The organism is Borrelia parkeri (genome assembly GCF_023035815.1).
GTDB classification, from domain to species: Bacteria; Spirochaetota; Spirochaetia; order Borreliales; family Borreliaceae; genus Borrelia; species Borrelia parkeri.
Genome location: NZ_CP073169.1, coordinates 1 through 17,905, shown reverse-complemented (window position 1 = coordinate 17,905; position 17,905 = coordinate 1). Strand labels below are relative to the sequence as shown.

Here is a 17,905-nt window from a genome sequence, read left to right as displayed (position 1 = left end):
ATGAGTATTAGTAATAAGGATTATGATGATTTGAAATTACGAATTGCAAATAGTAATACCTGCATACAATTTGGAGTTGGCACTTATCTTGATTCTAAAGGTTACACGGGAGAGATTGGAGAACCAATTTTACTTAAAGACAAAGGTGTATTTGCAGTTTGTGATGGTAAGAGTATTGCAAATAGACGGTATTATCCTATTGATAAGAATATTTCATCTGTTTTAGATGATACTTTGGATGCTGCTTTAGAGCATATGATTGATTTTTTTATAGAAAAGGTTGCTGTTGGCACACTAACTGCCAAATTTCCAATTGAAGGGACAATCCTAAATAGACATAAGCTTATTGAAGCGTTTACTAATACGGGTAAATTTTGTATTCCAGATGGTAGAAGTTTGCCATCAAATTGCTATGCAACTAGAGTTTTAGGAATCTCATCTGCACCAAGTCTTGCGGGTAGGTTTTTAAGACACTATGATGCTTCAAATTCTAGAAGTTTAGGAGCAACACAGAGTGATTCGTTGGGGAATCATAATCACCGCATAAATCGTGACGAAATTGACTATAGATCCTATGACCATTTATTTAAAGAGGCTTATCAAGCATACCGTGAAGATAGTTGGTATTGGAGTGATGGTAATTATTCTTTTGTATATAACATAGTACTTGGTGATTATATGTCAAAGTACAAATTTCCAGATCGTACAAACTATGCAGGGGGTAGTGAGACTAGACCTAAGAATTTATCTTATTTGTCGTTTTTTAGGTATGATCTTTAAATTTAAGTAGTGTAGGAGGTTGTTTTGAGTAGTGAATTTGATTATAAAAAATTACTGAAAGAAGCTGTTGAGGAAAATTTCTCATCTCTTGGTGATGCTTCTGATGCTCGTGAAGTATTACTAAAGGCATTTGTTGCTAAGATGTATGAATTTTCAAATAGTAATGTTTTAGCAACAAGTCTTCATGCATTTAGAATGTTTTTTGCTATTCTAGGAATTTCTGAAGCTGAGGATTTAGTTTTAGATATCATCAATAAAGAGAAATTGCCATTAAGTAGTAAAGAGAATTCTGTTTTTAGTAGTTGTGCCTACACTGATGAGGAGATTAAGCGTCTTATGAAGAGTGGTATGGGAGAATAGGTTGAGGTTAAAGCGACTGCCAATTTATTTTGATGCATACAAAAGAAAACCTGGTGCTGAGATTTTTGTGTATTACTCAAGTCGTGGGACTGGAAAGACTTATGATATTGCAACAGTAAATCTTGAGAGAAAGTTTACACCTGATGGTGGTGATACTTTGGCAGTGCGTAAGAAGAAAAACAAAACAATTCAGTCAATTCATAAAGAAATTTTAGAGTTGCTTCATAGGTATAACTTAAGACGTGAATTTAATGTAAGTAAGGCTAAGATAGAGACAAAAAATTTAATATATGGACGCAAGCGTGCGTTTGTATTTGAAGGTGGACATGATACAACTGACCTTAAATCGTATGCGCATTTTAAAGACCTATGGCTTGAGGAGGCTAATCAGTTTACTGAATCTGATATTGAGAGACTAATTCCTACAATGAGAGAGCGTGGGGGGAGAATTTACATGTCAAGTAACCCAGTCCCTTGCTCGCATTGGCTTTATAAACGTTATATTTCAAATGAAGATAATCCATCAGTATGTGTAATTAAGAGTACGTATAGGGATAATCCTTTCTTAAATGGAGGAGATATTGACTTGTGGCTTGAGAAACAAAGGCTTGCGTATCATGGAAATGATCTTGGATTTAGAATTGAGGTTTTAGGAGAAGAATTTGATTTTGGGACAGCAAGATTTATAAAAAATTTTGAAGTTTGTGATGAGAGTCTTCTGGGGAGAGCACAGGGAAATTTTTATACAGGAGTTCACATTAAGGGAAATAGAGTTTGCTTTATAGAAATTTTTGTTGGAAGAATTGCTTACTTTCCAATAACAGTTGTAACTAATGCTAGTAGTAAAGTTTTACTCTCAAAGGAAGATTATGAGCGTGAATGTTCACGTTTTAGAGGGACATTTGTTCTTCCACATACTAGGGAAGAATTAAAATTTGTTTTCTCTCGTTTTGGTAGAGGGTCTCTAGTAGCACGTAATCGTAATCTTTATGTGCTCTCAGATTATCTTATTCCTAATAATCTTAGTGTACTGAGGAGGGACGAGACTGAAGATGTGATTTTGGAATTTAGTGAGACTGAATATTATTATGATGAATCTTTAGGTAGTGAGAGTGGTACTGCTACAAATCTTGTTATGCAGAAAAATTTGCAGTACATTCCAGCATTCTTAAATGCTGTATCAATTTTTGCGTGATGGAACGTAGTGTGAATTTTGATGTGTGTTAGGGTAGGTAAGTTTGTTTAAATTTAAATTTTTTAGAAGAAGAAATAATCTCAGTTCAAGGGCACCTTTAATGCCAGCAAGTGATGCGTCAACAGGAGACCCATTAAGGCTTGCACATCAAGTAGCCGAGATATATGCAGGATTTGCAGCATCTAGGGACATTGAGCATAAGAGAGGAGATGGTCTTTCCAAGCTTTTTGATAATAATTTTAGGGGAGTTATTAAGAAGATGGTTTACACAGCAATTCTCTCTGGAGAGAGTGCTTTTTATATAGTAGTTCCAGATTCAGAAGATCCGAGGGTGCCACTTCGTCATGGATTTTCTTGTCTTTGTTTTAATTTTGGAGAAGTGTGTGATGGAGATGATTCTTCTTTTGAAAATATTCATCCAACCCGTGTTGTTAAAATGAAGTCGTCGTTCTTAAATTTTCAAGCTTTAGAGAAGAGTAGTAGAATTATGGACACTTTACTTCATGAAACTGTAGGTTTTTTGAAAGTAAATAATTTCACTTTCTTAAAATCAGCAACCCTTCCATCAGTAAAAGATATGACTGCTTATGACCTTGCCGAACTTAAGAAAAATATAGAAGGGGTGCTAGACAGTAATCATAAGATGATGATACTTGGTAGGGAAGATGATATTGCAAATATTACACGTTCTGTAAGTCCTATAAGGGATGCTTTTGACATTATTGTGTCTGATATAACACTGCATTCAGGGATTCCAAGAGAAGTACTCTATCCCATCTCTCCATCTGGTGAGGGTAGTGTTGGGAATTATGACATATTTTACCTTAATATTGAGCAGATATGTAGGCTGATGGTAGCACCATTTATAAACACTGTGCTTGAAAAATTTGGACTTAAGTCCAATTGGCAATTTAAAGCGGTTAAACCTATCAGTCAAAAGGAGCAAGCAGAAGTTGATGAGAAGCATGCACGTACTCTTGCCTTATATACAGAGCTTTTAGGGAAAGCTAGAGAAATGGGTGATTTGGATCTTACCTTAAAGATCCAATCTGAGCTTGAGGAGTTCCTCAAAGTTTAAGAGGGATAATTGAATGACTATATGTACATATATAAAGTGTGAGATTTTTAATTTTAAAGGAGGTTTATATGAAGGGTGAACAATTAGTTGATGAAGTATCCTCGTCAAATGGCCCGTCTTCTGATGTTAACAATAATAAAGATTTGGTAACAATTTCTGTTGAAGAATATGAGAAATTAATATCAGATTCTAAAAGATTGCCAGATATGATCTCAAGGGAGGATTTTGAGAGAAGGTTAGCTGAAGCTGAGAGTAATTTTACTAAAGCTCGCAAACAAGCTGAAAAGCAGGCTGAAGTTGATGCTTTTAAAGATTCTAAACTTTTAGCACATTTAGAGAAAGCTTGCGAGCAGTATGAAATTACTCCCCCATTTGCTAATGCAAGTAGTATAAAGGATGCGAAATTGGCATTCTTAGATGCTATGAAGAAGAAATATAGCATCAAATTTAGGGTAGATGAATCTGGTGATCTTGATTCACAAATTGAGAATATAAGTTTACTTGTACAAGAACTTACAGCTTACAAACAAATGGTAAATTCTCGCAATAGATATGTTGGAAAGATCATAAATAATACTAAAGCACAAAGACATAAGGAGAGACTTATACCTAGGGAGGTTTTAAATGTCTAATTTTGATTTTACTAAAGTAGAGAAAAATTTTACCCCAGGACTTGAGCATAAATCTGGACTTCATCAAACTGAGACTGGAATAGTTGATGTTGGCTCAGATCCTGTATGTCCTGGAGATTTAGTAGTATCAAGTAAATCATCTTCTATGGGAGATATTTTAGTAAAAAAAGCAACATCTAGTACAGTTAGTGCTTCTTCAAACAACATTCATGTTATTCGTGGATTTGCTATGAGAAAGACAAATATAGCATCGCATGAGGTGGAGAATTATTTACCAGGTGAACTAGTTCCTATTAGACGAAGTGGTGAAGTGGCAGTAACCCTTGATACATCTTTCTCAGATCCTAAAATTGGTCAGTACGTATTTTTTAAATCAGGGAAACTTTCTAAAGATGGTAAGGGAGGAATTCAGGTTGGGAGAATCAAGGATGTGGGAACTAGTACTACTACTACTTCTTCAGGTAAGGTAGTGCTATTAGATATTCAGATTGGTCATGAATATGATTCTAGTGGTAATAGGAAATTTTCTTCATAAGTTTAGGAGGTTTTTAGAGTATGAGTAGAAGTATTTTTATAGAGTCAAGTGGTACGTATCGTGGAGATGTTGTTCAACTTGCTAGAGAGGGCCTTGAAGAGCTAATGCCTTATAAGATTATAAGCAGGAGTGAGCTTAGACAAGGATATTATGTGGCTCGTAAGGCAGTATTAGAGCATAATGTTACTGCAAGTTTTGGAGATTATAGTAATGAGATTGGAAGGAGTGGTATTTTCTTTCAAGAGATGGCATACAAAATGCATGTATTTGATACAGTGCAGAGAATTTCGCTTAAGGATTTGATGTATGGTTCTGTAAGTGAGGAGGAAGTTAAGGCTAATTTGGAACTTGGTCTTATGAAAGATGCTTATCACTCAATTATTTTTGGAAAACCTGAGATTAAGATGGAAGGTATTGCAACACTTACTGGAAGAAGTAAAATAACAAGTACATCTTCTTCATCATTAAATACTGGAAGTGCGCTGCATCAAAAGGTTGTGGAGGCTAAACGTAAATCTGAGGAGTATAAGGAAAAACTTGATGGGTTTTATCATCTACTCTTACCACATAAATTTTCACATCTTTTGTTAGATCTCTACAGTGAACCACAATACATAACAGTAAAGGATGCGCTTTTAAAAGACCATAATATAATAACTTCAGTGTTTAAAGGACTTACTCATCCAATTCTTTATGAGCCAAATCCAGAAGTAATGTTTGTGCCAATGATTCCTGAAATATTCTTTAGACGATTTGCAGGTGCTGATGGTGATTATATTCATGCGTCAATGGAGTCAGCAGGTGTTATTCATTTTCATCCACAAGAAGTTGTTGAGATTACTATTTCAAGTTGAGAGTAATTTAGGCTAGCTAGTATTTTGCAAGAGATTTACTAATATGAGTGAGAGTAATGATGATAAAGATATTCTGGTTATGTGGATAAGTACAACTTCAATAGAGTCTTTGAGTATGTGTATTAGAGAGGATGGTAATGTAGATATACCATCTTATCTAAAGCCCCAGCTTTTGGAGTGTTTAAGGTATTCAAAATCAATTTTGGGTCTCTATCATATAGAAAGAGAAGCTTACAGAAATTGGTTACTTATATTGCTTGATGTTGTGTACTCGGAAATATTTAATTCTAGGTGTTTTAAGGCTTTGCAACAAAAAGATTGTAAGTTTAGACACTTGCTTGATCAACTTGATTCTCTTTTTTCTAGAGTTGACCATCAGACTTTTTTAAGTATTGGCTAGTATCTTGCAGGGAGGTTAATTTGATTAATATAAGAAAATCGATTTTCCAAAGAGTTAAAAGCTTAATTGGGCTTAAGATAAGAAAAAATTTGAGTGTTCTCGGGTCCGAAATCCCAGGTCGTCTTAGTGATATATCTAGTATTGAATCTGTAAACTCAGAGAAGGGTTTTGATATTAGTATCAAAGTAAACTCTTCCCTATTAGGGAAGTTAGACTTAGGAGAAGTGTACACCCCAGGTTTTCCAAAGCCTAGTTTGGCAAGAATTAGAGCATGGGCTTCTTATAAAGGACTCTCTGATGTTGCAGTTCCTATATGGCTTAAGATAAAAAGTAAGGGTGTTAGTAAGCAGTATACAAACTGGACAAAAAACCTTCAAGATAAGGCAAAGGAGTTGCTTAAATGAAGTTTTTGAAGCAATTTTTAAGCACATTTAAGAAGGATTTGAAGAATTATCTATTTTGCAATAAGTTTGCAACAACACAAATTTACTATAAATCTGAAATTTACACTTGTACGACGCTTAAGCTTCCAGCGATAGTTTTTGCATTAAAAAGCATAGGAGAAGTTGTGCTTAGTTGTAAAGATTATTCTTTTGGGATAGGTTTTGATTTTTTAGTTTATACACATAATAAGGACCATCCAACTCTTGGTCTTGAGGTTGCTACTTTGATAGTTAACTTTTTGGTGTCTAAATATTATCTTAAGTCATTTACTATTGATGACTCGCAAGTTATAGATGATGACTTGCAAGATAGTGATATGGTAACTGTAGTAAGAGTCAATCTTGGTATCAGGATTAATGGGAGTGATTTAGGTTTATTGTGTGTGGGAAAGGAGAGTTAAATGGCCGAACAAAAATTAAAAATGCCCTGTGGTGTTGTTTTAGTATCAGTTAATACCCTTAAGTTCAAGTGGTGCTTTAAGGGTAATGTAATTAAGAATAATACTGCTCCTACTGACGGGGAGCCTAAGGCCCTGGTTGTAAAAGACGTGTCCCTGTCAACTACCAAGCCTAGTAAGTGGAAATCAATCAAAGAATGTATTTTTAGAGTTAAAACTGTAAGTGCAAATTCTAAGCTTGGTACTTTGGATTTAAAAGAAGGTAATTTTTTATACTATCACGACTCAATGTATGAAGATTTGAAAAAATGTTTAGATGATAATGATGAGATTGAAGTATTGCTTTTTAGAACGTATTGTATTGGTAATGCATATTCAATCAGTTCAACTAAAGCTACTGAGACATTAAAGACAGTATGTGGTTCAATATCAGCTATTGGTAAGATACCAGAACAAACAGTTGAGTTCTCAGGGTACTCTATTAAGGAGACTTCTGAGAATAGGGAAGAATTGCTTGAGACTTATATAGAACATTCACACTTTGTAAACCGAAATGTTGTTAAAAAGAATGAGAATGGTAGTAAGTATGATTTTGGAAGACGTATAGTCCCTCGTAATTATGAGTTTTTTGTAGTCTTTATAAATCAAGGTCAAAGTGAAGACCAGCGAACTAAATTTATGATTGGACAAGGGCAAATAGCAACATTTAGTCCAGGGCAGGATTTATCAAATCAAAAAATTGACCAAAAATATCAAGTAACGCTTTCAAAGCCGTTAGTTTCAATGTCTTATGACTATATTGCAGACGCTAAATTTTTTGAAATCTAGAGGAGGTTATAGTTTTATGGTAATTAATGTTAATTTGTCAGGTCGTATTGAGTTGCCTTATATTCCAGATTATATAAGAAGAAAAGGAAATGTGGATAATGCTAATTACAAGGATAGTGAGGAAGCATTTGTAATACTTGAGGGTGTAAATTATGGATTTATTGAAAAAATTAAGGGTTTTCAAATTGAATTACTTCAAAAATTAACTAAACATTCTACCAAAGAAGTTGATACTAGGGTAGCTTTGGACGTGACAAATCGACAGATGGAATTTGTAAAAAAAATTTGGAGAGATAATGTTGTAGGCTTTAGAGGACTATTTGACCAGAGTGGTAATCTTGTAACTAAGGAAATAGTTGAGAAGGATGCTGTACTTTTACAAGATATGTTATCAAATTTAGCAATTGAGATTAACAATGTGTCTGATACCTTAAAAGTGGAGGGTGCTTCAAAAAAGTCGAGCTTGCCTTGTACTATATTGCCAAACGAGACTATTACACCCTAGCATTGAAGTTTGCAGATCGAATAAAAGATGAATTTTTCCAAGAAATGAAAAATGAAATGAGTTGGATTAAACATAATGAGCAACCCTTAATGTACCTTATAAATCAAGCACTGCTTTCAAGAAGTGTTGGTAGCCTTCCACAGGAAGGTGGACTTTATAATCAAAATTATTGGTTTGTACTTGTTTTAAATGAACTTAATCTTTACATTAAAAAACTTGAGAGTGAGAGCATAGGTAAATGACACTTGATGAGATTATAATTCCTCTCTCAATTGCTACTAGTAATAATGATAAATTAGACACTATATCTAGTGCACTTGAGAGAATAGCAAAACAAGAATTTAAAAACCTAAATGACTTGAAATCAAAATTGGAGAGTGCTGCTAAGACTGGGGCTAATGTTGGGACAGTTTATGATGCTTTGATTTCACAAGCTGATAAAATGGGGAAAAATTTTAAAAAGCTTGCTGACTCGATTAAAGGTGTTGGTGATAAAACTAAAAACATCAAGACTTTAAGGAGCACGTTGAAAGGCCTTGGTAAAAGTTTAATTAATGTAAAAGGGTTGGTTCAAGGGGTTGGGGAGGCTTTAGATAGACTTGTAAGTAGTGTGTTGCCAATAACATTAATTATAAAAGCGGTTGAAAAGATAGGTTCAGCTATTTCGGGAATATTTACAGGGTCTCTAGACGCTGTAGCTTCATTTAATGAAGAAGTTGGTGTCTTTTCTAATATGTTAGGTAATGCTGACGTGGGGAGGGCCTTAGCTGATGATATGAGGTCGTTTGGTGAAGAGACGTTGTTTACTTGTGAGGCTATAAATAATGCATCTAAAACCATGCTTTCTTATGGAGCAACTGCTTCTGAAGTTAGTGAGCGAATGCGTATGTTTGGAGAGGCTGCAGGAGGTAGTAGTGAAGGGCTTGAGAAGTTAGCTGAAGTGTACTCCAAAGTGGAGGCTAGTAATAGGATTGCATTAGAAGACCTTGAGTCCCTTCGTGATGTTGGAGTTGATATTACTGATATTTTAGCAGAAGAAGCAGGAGTAGCAGGCGATTCTTTATTTGAAATGGCAAGTGAGGGTAGACTTGGATTTGAAGAATTAAGCGGTGCCTTAAGAAAGGCTACAAGTGAGGGTGGTAAATTTTATAAAAATACTGCTCGTGAAGCAAAAACTTTATCAGATGCCCAGCTTCAAACATCTAAAATGAGTGAAAAACTCTTCCTTGAGCTTGGTCAAGCGCTTGAACCTCTTATGATAGGTTTTGAAAAAATGAAGCAATGGTTAATTGTAGGGTTTTTAGATCCTCTTACAAAAGTAATCTCGGCAACAATTTTTTTATTCAGTAAGTTGGGAGATCTTGTAAATTATTATATTCAAACATGGGTTGCTGGATTTAAATTGTGGTTGAATGCCATGATGATGGTTTTTGATAAGATAAAACAGATTGTATCTTATGTTGGTAATAAAGTTGTCGAGGGATTTAAATTGTGGTTTAGCATTCTTATGATGGGTTTTGATAAAATAAAACAAGGGTTTTTAGTACTTGTAAGGCCTGTAAATAATATTAGCTCATCAGTAAAGGATCTCTTTGGTAAGCTTAAAGAGCTTGTATCCTATGTTGGTGGTAAATTTGTTGAAGGATTTAAAGTTGCATTTGATCCAATTATCAAGCTTTTTGAAAGAGTTTCAAATTTGGCAAGTGATATTTGGGATAAGATGTTAAAATTTTTAGGTCTAAGCAAAGATGATTCTTTAAAATCTCCTCTTGAGGATAAAAAGTCTGGAGAGGAGAGACTTAAGAACCAAGATAAAATTGATAAAGATAATTTCAATAAACAAATGATTGCCGATTATTCGGATTTGCAAAAACAGATTTTCAAAATGCAAAGGGAAGTAGCACTAAAACCTTTAGAGGAGCAAGAAAGGGCTACCCATTGCTTAGAGTCTATAATTAATGCTAAAAATAAGGCATTTATTGCTAAGTATGGAGCAAGTTTTGATAGGTTAACAGATGAGAATCAAAAAACACTTGCCAATGTTGAGAGGGATGTTAATAATTTTGCGAAGGCTAATTTTGGGTTTGTAAATGAACACAAGGATTTGCAAAATGAAATAGCAAGGCTTAATAGAGAGGTTTTGATGCTTCCATATGAAGCTCAAGAGAAAGCAATGAGAGACCTTGCTAGTACTATTAATTACAAGCAAAAAGCATTTGTTGATAAATATTTAACTAGTTTCGAGTCTCTTAATGAATCAAATAAAAATTTGCTAACGACACTTCAGAGAGGGGTTAATGAATTTGGTAAGACTGCTACTGACAGGTCATTTGTAGAGTCACATAAAGCTTTGCAACATAAGGTGACTTCAATGCAGTTTGAAGTAATGATGCGTCCTTTAGCTGAGAGAGAAAAGGCTAGTGCTGAGATGCAAACTGAGATTAATAAACTTTACCATGATTTTGCAGAATCACATAAGGGAGAATTTGAGAGACTTAATGAATCAAATAGGAATACTTTGCTTCAAATTGTAAGTAAAACAGAAGCGGTGGCTGAGAGTTTAGGTAATAATTTTAGTTTACTTTTTGATAGTGTTATAGGAGTTGTAAATAAAATTGTTACTGAAGATTTAGGAAAAGGCGTTGTAGCAGGTAGGGGTGCAGATACCCTTACTCAGTCATTATTTGATGTATCAAAAGACATGCTAGCAAGTATGGGCCCTTGGGGAGCAATGGCTTCAGCTGCTTTAAGTTTTACTGTAGGTATTTTTAAAGGGTTGGAAGAGCAGAGAATTAAAGAGATTGAAGAGCGTCGTGACAAAGATTTAGAGGAACTAGCTAAACAGAGTGAGGTTGGACTTGCTCGTATTGAGGAAGGGTTTGATCGTGAGATTTCAATGCGAAAGGAGAAGTTAGGAGAGCTTGATGACCAATATAGTAAAGAGTTTGAGTTCTTAAGGCAAGCACAAAGTAAGGGACAAATATCTGGTGAAGAGTTTCAAAAACGGATTGCACAAGTAGAGAGTGAGTATCAAACTAAAAGACAACAAGAGAGTGGAGCAATAACTGGTGCTGAAGAATCTAAAAAAATTGAAATGGAGCGTCATCGTAAACTTGAAAGTTTAGAAGGGGAGCGAATTAAGGCTCAGGCAGAAATTGATAAGGTAAATTCGTATAATTGGTATTGGAATCGCGATAGTGATTTAAAGCGTGCTGAAGAATTATTAGATGAAATTTTGAAGAGAATAGCTAAGGTGAGATCTGCAGGTTCTGTTCAAGAGATAAAGTTTGCACGCAAGGGAGCTCATTTTATGACAACAAAGCCTACATATATTCCTGGTGCAGGACTTATGACTAGTGAGATGGGACAAAGCGAGCTTATAAGAGTAACACCAGCCCCAATTGATGAAAATTTGCGTAATCTTGAGGCGAGAATTATTGCAGAAGAAATTAATAAAATACAAAAGAGCGAGGGCAATGGGAAGGGACAAGTAATTATTAATAATTACAATTTCAATGGTGATGTTTTAGATGCTGATAAGCTTGTTCGTATGCTTAAAGCACGTGAGCATTCAATGAGTTTTAGGATGGCAGAATAGAATAATAGAAAAATATTTTAAAACAATCGGGAAAATCAGTTGACTTTTTTGGAATTATGTATATAATATTATTTGTAACACATCAAGATAATTTATTATCCTTAATGTGTTACACCCTGAATAAGGTCAGTAACTTTTGTTACTGACCTTATTCTTTTATGAGGAATTTCTTCTTCTTAATTAAATATATTTATATGTTATAATTAATTAAAATATAAAGAATTAATAGAGGTTGTATATGGGTGTTGAAGTAAAAGAACGAGTAAATGATGAAGATATAGCTAAGAGTGCAGTTCGACCTGAGAGAGTTAAGAAGGATTATCATAGTGTGACATTTGATGGTCAGATTATTAGTTATTATGTTCTTGAAGAAAAGTTTGATATTTTTCAAGATAGAATGTTGGATAATTTTCATTATTTAGATGACAAGATCAATATATTTAGGAATGATTTAAATGAAAAGATAGAAGGTGTAGAGACTAGACTAAATGAAAAGATAGAAACTGTTAGTAATGATTTAAATAAAAAGATAGAAGGTGTAGAGACTAGACTAAATGAAAAGATAGATAAACTTGATGCTAGGGTAGATAAACTTGATGAAAAGATAGAGGTTGTTAAAACTGATTTAGTACAAATCAATTCTCGATTGACTTTAATTGAGAGCAAGTTAGGATTTAAGGGTCAGTTAGTTTCATCTTTGACAGTTGTTGCTGCACTTGCTGCGTCATATTTTGTAGCACAGTTATTTGTGTCTTTAGGAAAATATTTAGGAATTTCTTAGTAGAGACAGTAATTTGTATTTCATTACAGTTTGAGTATTTCATTACAGTTTAAGTGTTTCATTACAGTTTGAGTATTTCATTACAGTTTAAGTGTTTCATTACAGTTTAAGTGTTTCATTACAGTTTAAGTGTTTCATTACAGTTTAAGTGTTTCATTACAGTTTGAGTATTTCATTACAGTTTAAGTGTTTCATTACAGTTTAAGTGTTTCATTACAGTTTAAGTGTTTCATTACAGTTTGAGTGTTTCATTACAGTTTGAGTATTTCATTACAGTTTAAGTGTTTCATTACAGTTTGAGTGTTTCATTACAGTTTGAGTGTTTCATTACAGTTTGAGTATTTCATTACAGTTTGAGTATTTCATTACAGTTTAAGTGTTTCATTACAGTTTAAGTGTTTCATTACAGTTTAAGTGTTTCATTACAGTTTGAGTATTTCATTACAGTTTAAGTGTTTCATTACAGTTTGAGTGTTTCATTACAGTTTGAGTGTTTCATTACAGTTTAAGTGTTTCATTACAGTTTGAGTGTTTCATTACAGTTTGAGTGTTTCATTACAGTTTGAGTGTTTCATTACAGTTTGAGTGTTTCATTACAGTTTGAGTATTTCATTACAGTTTAAGTGTTTCATTACAGTTTGAGTGTTTCATTACAGTTTGAGTATTTCATTACAGTTTGAGTATTTCATTACAGTTTAAGTGTTTCATTACAGTTTAAGTGTTTCATTACAGTTTAAGTGTTTCATTACAGTTTGAGTATTTCATTACAGTTTAAGTGTTTCATTACAGTTTAAGTGTTTCATTACAGTTTAAGTGTTTCATTACAGTTTGAGTGTTTCATTACAGTTTGAGTATTTCATTACAGTTTAAGTGTTTCATTACAGTTTGAGTGTTTCATTACAGTTTGAGTGTTTCATTACAGTTTGAGTATTTCATTACAGTTTGAGTATTTCATTACAGTTTAAGTGTTTCATTACAGTTTAAGTGTTTCATTACAGTTTAAGTGTTTCATTACAGTTTAAGTGTTTCATTACAGTTTGAGTGTTTCATTACAGTTTGAGTATTTCATTACAGTTTAAGTGTTTCATTACAGTTTGAGTGTTTCATTACAGTTTGAGTATTTCATTACAGTTTGAGTATTTCATTACAGTTTAAGTGTTTCATTACAAGTAGTTAAGGGTATATAAAATTGGTTAATTGTGTGGTAATATAATTAGGGTATAGGTGCTTTTATGATAGGTAGAGACAATAAAAAAAATATTAATATTGAGTTTAGTATTCTAGATTCTTGGAAACTTAATGTTGAATTTTTTATTCGTAACATTTGGTTGATAATGTTTGCTCTGTTCTTATTTTTCTTCAATGTGTTACATTCTCATAGAGGGATTTCAAGTTATAATGTTAGTAGTAATTCTAGTCTATATTTTACACTACCATTTACAATAGTCATTATAATGGTACCATCTTCAATATTATTATATTTTCTGTATTTACTAAGGAAGCGTGTGTTTGAAGGTATGTTTAAGGCTTCAGTGTTTGCTTGCTTAGAGAGAGTAGCAATATTTGTATTATTAGTAATAGGACTTGTAACACAATCTGTAAGTTCATGGATGAGTTTTGAGAGTTTCTTTAGCTTGATGTTTGAAGATATTATTAGGGATACTGTTGTAAGTATTAAAAAAGGTCAGAGAGAAAAAGAAGAAGGTTTGCGTAAACTACTATCTGATAAAGAGCGAATAATTGAAGGTGAAATAGCTAGTATTGATGTTAAGATAAGGAATAATAATGGTCGTATAGAATTTGCCAAGAATAAACATTTGAGCTTAGACTATACATATAGAACTATGAAGCAAGATTACATGAGAGAAATTGAGAATGCAGTCAAAGAGAACAAGGCTTTGTTTAATCAAAGGGATGAGCATTTACAATCTTTAAGAGATTTGCGTTTTAAACTTGGTAATTTGATTGAAACAACAGCTGTAAATAATAATCGCATTAAAGCGGCTAATGTTTTAAATGGGACATCTGTTGTTATTGCTAGAGATGATTATCTTAATATAATTTTTGTTTATTCATTACTATTATTGTCTGTGTGTCTAGATATATTTTTAGCGATGGTATTTTGTATAATACAGAATGCTTATCATAGGTTTTATGAACAAAAGTTATTACACTCTGTTCCATTACCTACAAGAAGTAAGGTTGAAAAGATACAAGGTAGTCGCATTCCTAGTGTAGGAAAGAATAAAAAACCGTCTAAAAGTGTTGATGAATCACTTGAATTTATTGCGTCTAATTTAGAATATGATAATCGTACCATAAAGTCTTTGAGGGTTATTAAGAAAGATACGAATTTATCTTATTATAGAATAAGGAATTATTTATCAGACTTAATGAATAGAGGTCTGGTTATAAGAGAGAAACAAAGATTAGTTCTTAATGTTGATGATATGCTGAATAATAATAGTTAAAATTTGTTATAAATTACAAAAAAGGGGAAATTTAATGGTAAGAATAAATATGATGTTTTTGATTGTGTTGATAATAAGTTGTGAGCACAATACAAAAATAAGAGAAGAAGAAAGTTTAGTTTCAAAATTGTTTGGAGCTAGATCGAATAAAATGGTAATTGAGAGCAAAAGACCAATCCCTCCTTCTCCTCCTGTGATCCCTCTTCCTCCCCCTGTGATCCCTCTTCCTCCCCCTGTGATCCCTCCTCCTCCCCCTGTGATCCCTCCTTCTCCCCCTGTGATCCCTCCTTCTCCTCCTGTTATCCCTCCTTCTCCTCCTGTTATCCCTCCTTCTCCTCCTGTGATCCCTCCTTCTCCTCCTGTTATCCCTCCTTCTCCTCCTGTTATCCCTCCTTCTCCTCCTGTGATCCCTCCTTCAAGTGAACAAAAAGACATAATTGCTAAAATAGATTTTAATGGATGTTTAGATTTTCTAGTAGAAAAAAAAGCAACAACAAAAAAGGGAGCTTTAAAACAATTTTATGACGAAATAATAGATCTTTATAGCTCAAAAAAGCTTATTAAGGGTCATGAACCTATTAATATGGAAGGAGAAGGTTCCCCGTTCTTGGTCTTTAATGAGATATTTGATGCAAAAAGATGGTACTATCGTTTCAATGAAGAAATTATTTATGCATCTATGGGTTATGATCCTGATCTTATTTATGCTTTAGCATTTGCAATACATACAATGTGTCCCTTTCTTAGAGTTTCTAAGTCTGCTTATAATAGTGTAGATGCATCAGAGAAGAGAGATCGCTATAGGCCTGCTATTGAAGGTTTATTGTATATGTTAGGCAGAATGTCATTTCCTACTTTAGATATCTTATTTAAAGGGTTTAGAATCCCGAACGATCCCTTTAAATATCGCTTTATTTTTGACAAGTATTCTACTATGGAAGAAGTTTTAAATCTTAGGCAGAAAATAAGTGAATATAATTCCATGTTAGATTGTGCATCGTACAAGATTCTTGTTCTGAGAAATGGTGTTGATTTGTCAAAAGAAAATATGACAGCAGAAAATTTTTATAATATATTTAATGCACTGATCAATAGTAAAAATAGTAATGATGCAGTTACAGAGGTTGAAAAAAGAGGAGAAGAGATTCGTGATTTGTTGAAAAAGGTATTAGATAGAGGAAAAAAACTAGAAGAAAAACTAGAAGAGGAAGAAGGAGATGAAGGAGAAGAATAAATAGAAAGAAGGGAGAATGGGAGAGTAGGAGTAAGCAATAAAGGATTTAATGAATAGAGTTTTTGTTATAAATATCTTATAACAGAATGAGTATCATGGTAAGAGAATTATTGACTTTTTATATGTTATAATAGGATATGATGAAAATGTTGAGCGTTTTTTTGAAGGTAAGGTGTTTATGAAACAAGTATTAATTTTAATGTTATTTTTTGTTTGTATTGTTGTTAGTTTTTCCCAAAGTTATGATGAGATGGCTTCTGATACTGTAGTTGTTAGAGGTAATATGGATAACAAGTTGTTACTTTATGAAATTCATAAACAAAATACTTTAGTGCCTTTTTTATTGAATTTTTTTGTGGGTTTTGGTACAGGTTCATTCGTGCAAGGAGATATTACTGGTGGATTACTGATTTTAGGATTTGATATGTTGGGTTTCGGTTTGATTAGTGGTGGTATATATTCTCTTTCTCAACATCAAGGTATTAATACACCAACGGTTGCATTATCTTTGATGTCTTTAGGTGGAATTACTTTGTTTGTAACACGGATTGTTGAAATAATAATTCCTTTTACATATGCGTCTAGTTATAATAGGAACCTTCGAGAAAAATTGGGTATATCCTTGGGAGGATTTCAGCCTCAATTTGAGATAAATTTCAAAGAAAATGCTGGTTTGGCGTTTGAACTTGCTTTTACTAAGAAGTATTGATTATAAAATTTGAAATAAACTTAATAAGTATAGTTTGAAATATGTTTACTTTCTGTTACCTTATTACAAGGTAACAGATCTTTAAATTCACAATTAAATATTGTTAATTTGTAATATAATCTACGAGCATTTGGGTTTGATATTGGACTTGTCAAGTTTGTAATTGGCAAGATAGGAATTTGATATAGTAGTTATTAAGGATTTTAAATTTTTGTTGAAATTATGCTTTTTTACTTTTATAAAATTGCAATATAATGCTATATATATATCCTTATATTGTCAATTAAAGGAAAGGTATATTATGGGACGCAAGGTAAGTTTATTATTAATAGTGGTTTTAGTTTTATTTATTACAAGTTGTAATCATGGTGAAGGTTTAAGAAGTATTATCAGTAAGATTAGTAATGACGGTATTGTTGAGGATAATATTAGTGGCGTTCCTTTCAATAGAGATGTTAAGGTTTTGGAGCAGGATTTTGAACTTGATGAAATTAAGGAAGAAAATGTTAATGTAGGTCAAGGGGATATAATTTTTGAAGTTCAAAATAGGAAAAAAGATGAAATTGATTTTAATGAGTTGCCTTCTTTGGAAAATTTTGATAATGAATTTAAAAATTTGCAATGGTGGTGTGGATATAATGAAAAGACTCTGGCAAATCTTTATAAAATGTCCTTTGCGGCTAGAAATATGGTTAGTAAATTTTATGATATTTGGGCTAAATCTAATGAAGAGTATGATAGAGTTGATAAGACTTTGGATCAAGCTATTTCTGATCTTGATCAAATTAAGAATTCTGTTACTGTCGAAGATAATAAGGGTAAGAATGATAGAATTTTTGAGGCTAAAAAAAAATTGGATATTGCTATTGATCTTTGGAAAGAAGCCAGAGAAGTTAAACAAAAAGCTGAGAAAGATTGTAGGATAGCTGATTATTATTCCAGAAAGATTGAGACAACTATTGAGGTTTTGCTTGGCTCCTTGAAACTTATGGAGGGAGGAGAATTTGAAGAAAAAGAAGAGATTCAAATTATGGAATGAGTAAGTTCTAAATTCTAAAGTTAATTATTTTCTGATGTATTCTTATACTAATAAAAACTAAATTA

Annotated in this window: 19 protein-coding genes; all 19 read left to right on the top strand. The window is 32.9% G+C overall.

Annotation, left to right across the window (positions count from 1 at the left end):
* The 19 genes from bpSLO_RS06605 (at position 1) to bpSLO_RS06515 (ending at position 17,840) form a co-directional block, all read left to right on the top strand.
* Complete coding sequence (locus bpSLO_RS06605) at positions 1-780, top strand: hypothetical protein (RefSeq protein WP_025407602.1); 780 nt, start codon at positions 1-3, stop codon at positions 778-780.
* Between the two features lie 24 nt (positions 781-804).
* Entirely contained in the window at positions 805-1,140 is a 336-nt protein-coding gene (locus bpSLO_RS06600) for a hypothetical protein (RefSeq protein WP_025407601.1), read from the top strand.
* A 1-nt stretch (position 1,141) separates the two neighbouring features.
* Positions 1,142-2,335 carry a PBSX family phage terminase large subunit gene (locus bpSLO_RS06595; RefSeq protein WP_025407600.1) on the top strand — a complete coding sequence of 398 codons (1,194 nt, stop codon included), beginning with the start codon at positions 1,142-1,144 and terminating at the stop codon, positions 2,333-2,335.
* A gap of 43 nt (positions 2,336-2,378) precedes the next feature.
* Positions 2,379-3,413 (top strand): anti-CBASS protein Acb1 family protein, encoded by a 1,035-nt coding sequence (locus bpSLO_RS06590; protein ID WP_025407599.1) that lies wholly within the window; start codon positions 2,379-2,381, stop codon positions 3,411-3,413.
* Positions 3,414-3,481: 68 nt separating this feature from the next.
* Entirely contained in the window at positions 3,482-4,045 is a 564-nt protein-coding gene (locus bpSLO_RS06585) for a hypothetical protein (protein WP_025407598.1), read from the top strand.
* On the top strand, positions 4,038-4,580 hold the full coding sequence (locus bpSLO_RS06580) for a structural cement protein Gp24 (RefSeq protein WP_025407597.1): 543 nt from the start codon (positions 4,038-4,040) through the stop codon (positions 4,578-4,580). The genes bpSLO_RS06585 and bpSLO_RS06580 overlap by 8 nt, the downstream gene beginning before the upstream one ends.
* Positions 4,581-4,600: 20 nt before the next feature.
* Positions 4,601-5,434, top strand: a complete 834-nt coding sequence (locus bpSLO_RS06575) for a hypothetical protein (RefSeq protein WP_025407596.1) — start codon at positions 4,601-4,603, stop codon at positions 5,432-5,434.
* A 43-nt stretch (positions 5,435-5,477) separates the two neighbouring features.
* Positions 5,478-5,834: a hypothetical protein gene (locus bpSLO_RS06570; RefSeq protein ID WP_025407595.1), complete on the top strand. Its 357-nt coding sequence runs from the start codon at positions 5,478-5,480 to the stop codon at positions 5,832-5,834.
* A 20-nt stretch (positions 5,835-5,854) separates the two neighbouring features.
* Complete coding sequence (locus tag bpSLO_RS06565; RefSeq protein WP_025407594.1) at positions 5,855-6,238, top strand: hypothetical protein; 384 nt, start codon at positions 5,855-5,857, stop codon at positions 6,236-6,238.
* A complete protein-coding gene (locus tag bpSLO_RS06560; RefSeq protein WP_025407593.1) occupies positions 6,235-6,678 on the top strand; it encodes a hypothetical protein in 444 nt (147 codons plus the stop codon). The genes bpSLO_RS06565 and bpSLO_RS06560 overlap by 4 nt, the downstream gene beginning before the upstream one ends.
* Positions 6,679-7,503: a hypothetical protein gene (locus bpSLO_RS06555; RefSeq protein ID WP_246990081.1), complete on the top strand. Its 825-nt coding sequence runs from the start codon at positions 6,679-6,681 to the stop codon at positions 7,501-7,503. It begins immediately after the preceding gene.
* Between the two features lie 16 nt (positions 7,504-7,519).
* On the top strand, positions 7,520-8,008 hold the full coding sequence (locus tag bpSLO_RS06550) for a hypothetical protein (RefSeq protein ID WP_246990080.1): 489 nt from the start codon (positions 7,520-7,522) through the stop codon (positions 8,006-8,008).
* Positions 8,009-8,064: 56 nt separating this feature from the next.
* Positions 8,065-8,250, top strand: coding sequence for a hypothetical protein (locus bpSLO_RS06545; RefSeq protein WP_246990079.1), 186 nt, complete (start codon positions 8,065-8,067; stop codon positions 8,248-8,250).
* Complete coding sequence (locus bpSLO_RS06540; protein ID WP_246990078.1) at positions 8,247-11,606, top strand: tape measure protein; 3,360 nt, start codon at positions 8,247-8,249, stop codon at positions 11,604-11,606. The genes bpSLO_RS06545 and bpSLO_RS06540 overlap by 4 nt, the downstream gene beginning before the upstream one ends.
* A gap of 238 nt (positions 11,607-11,844) precedes the next feature.
* Positions 11,845-12,387 carry a BdrQ protein gene (locus bpSLO_RS06535; protein WP_246990077.1) on the top strand — a complete coding sequence of 181 codons (543 nt, stop codon included), beginning with the start codon at positions 11,845-11,847 and terminating at the stop codon, positions 12,385-12,387.
* A gap of 1,232 nt (positions 12,388-13,619) precedes the next feature.
* Complete coding sequence (locus bpSLO_RS06530; protein WP_246990076.1) at positions 13,620-14,858, top strand: hypothetical protein; 1,239 nt, start codon at positions 13,620-13,622, stop codon at positions 14,856-14,858.
* 34 nt (positions 14,859-14,892) lie between these two features.
* The gene (locus bpSLO_RS06525) at positions 14,893-16,092 is read left to right on the top strand and encodes a hypothetical protein (RefSeq protein WP_246990075.1); all 1,200 of its coding nucleotides are present in this window, start codon (positions 14,893-14,895) and stop codon (positions 16,090-16,092) included.
* A gap of 178 nt (positions 16,093-16,270) precedes the next feature.
* Positions 16,271-16,801 carry a P13 family porin gene (locus bpSLO_RS06520; protein WP_246990074.1) on the top strand — a complete coding sequence of 177 codons (531 nt, stop codon included), beginning with the start codon at positions 16,271-16,273 and terminating at the stop codon, positions 16,799-16,801.
* Positions 16,802-17,102: 301 nt separating this feature from the next.
* Positions 17,103-17,840, top strand: coding sequence for a hypothetical protein (locus bpSLO_RS06515; RefSeq protein ID WP_246990073.1), 738 nt, complete (start codon positions 17,103-17,105; stop codon positions 17,838-17,840).
* Positions 17,841-17,905: the final 65 nt, after the last annotated feature.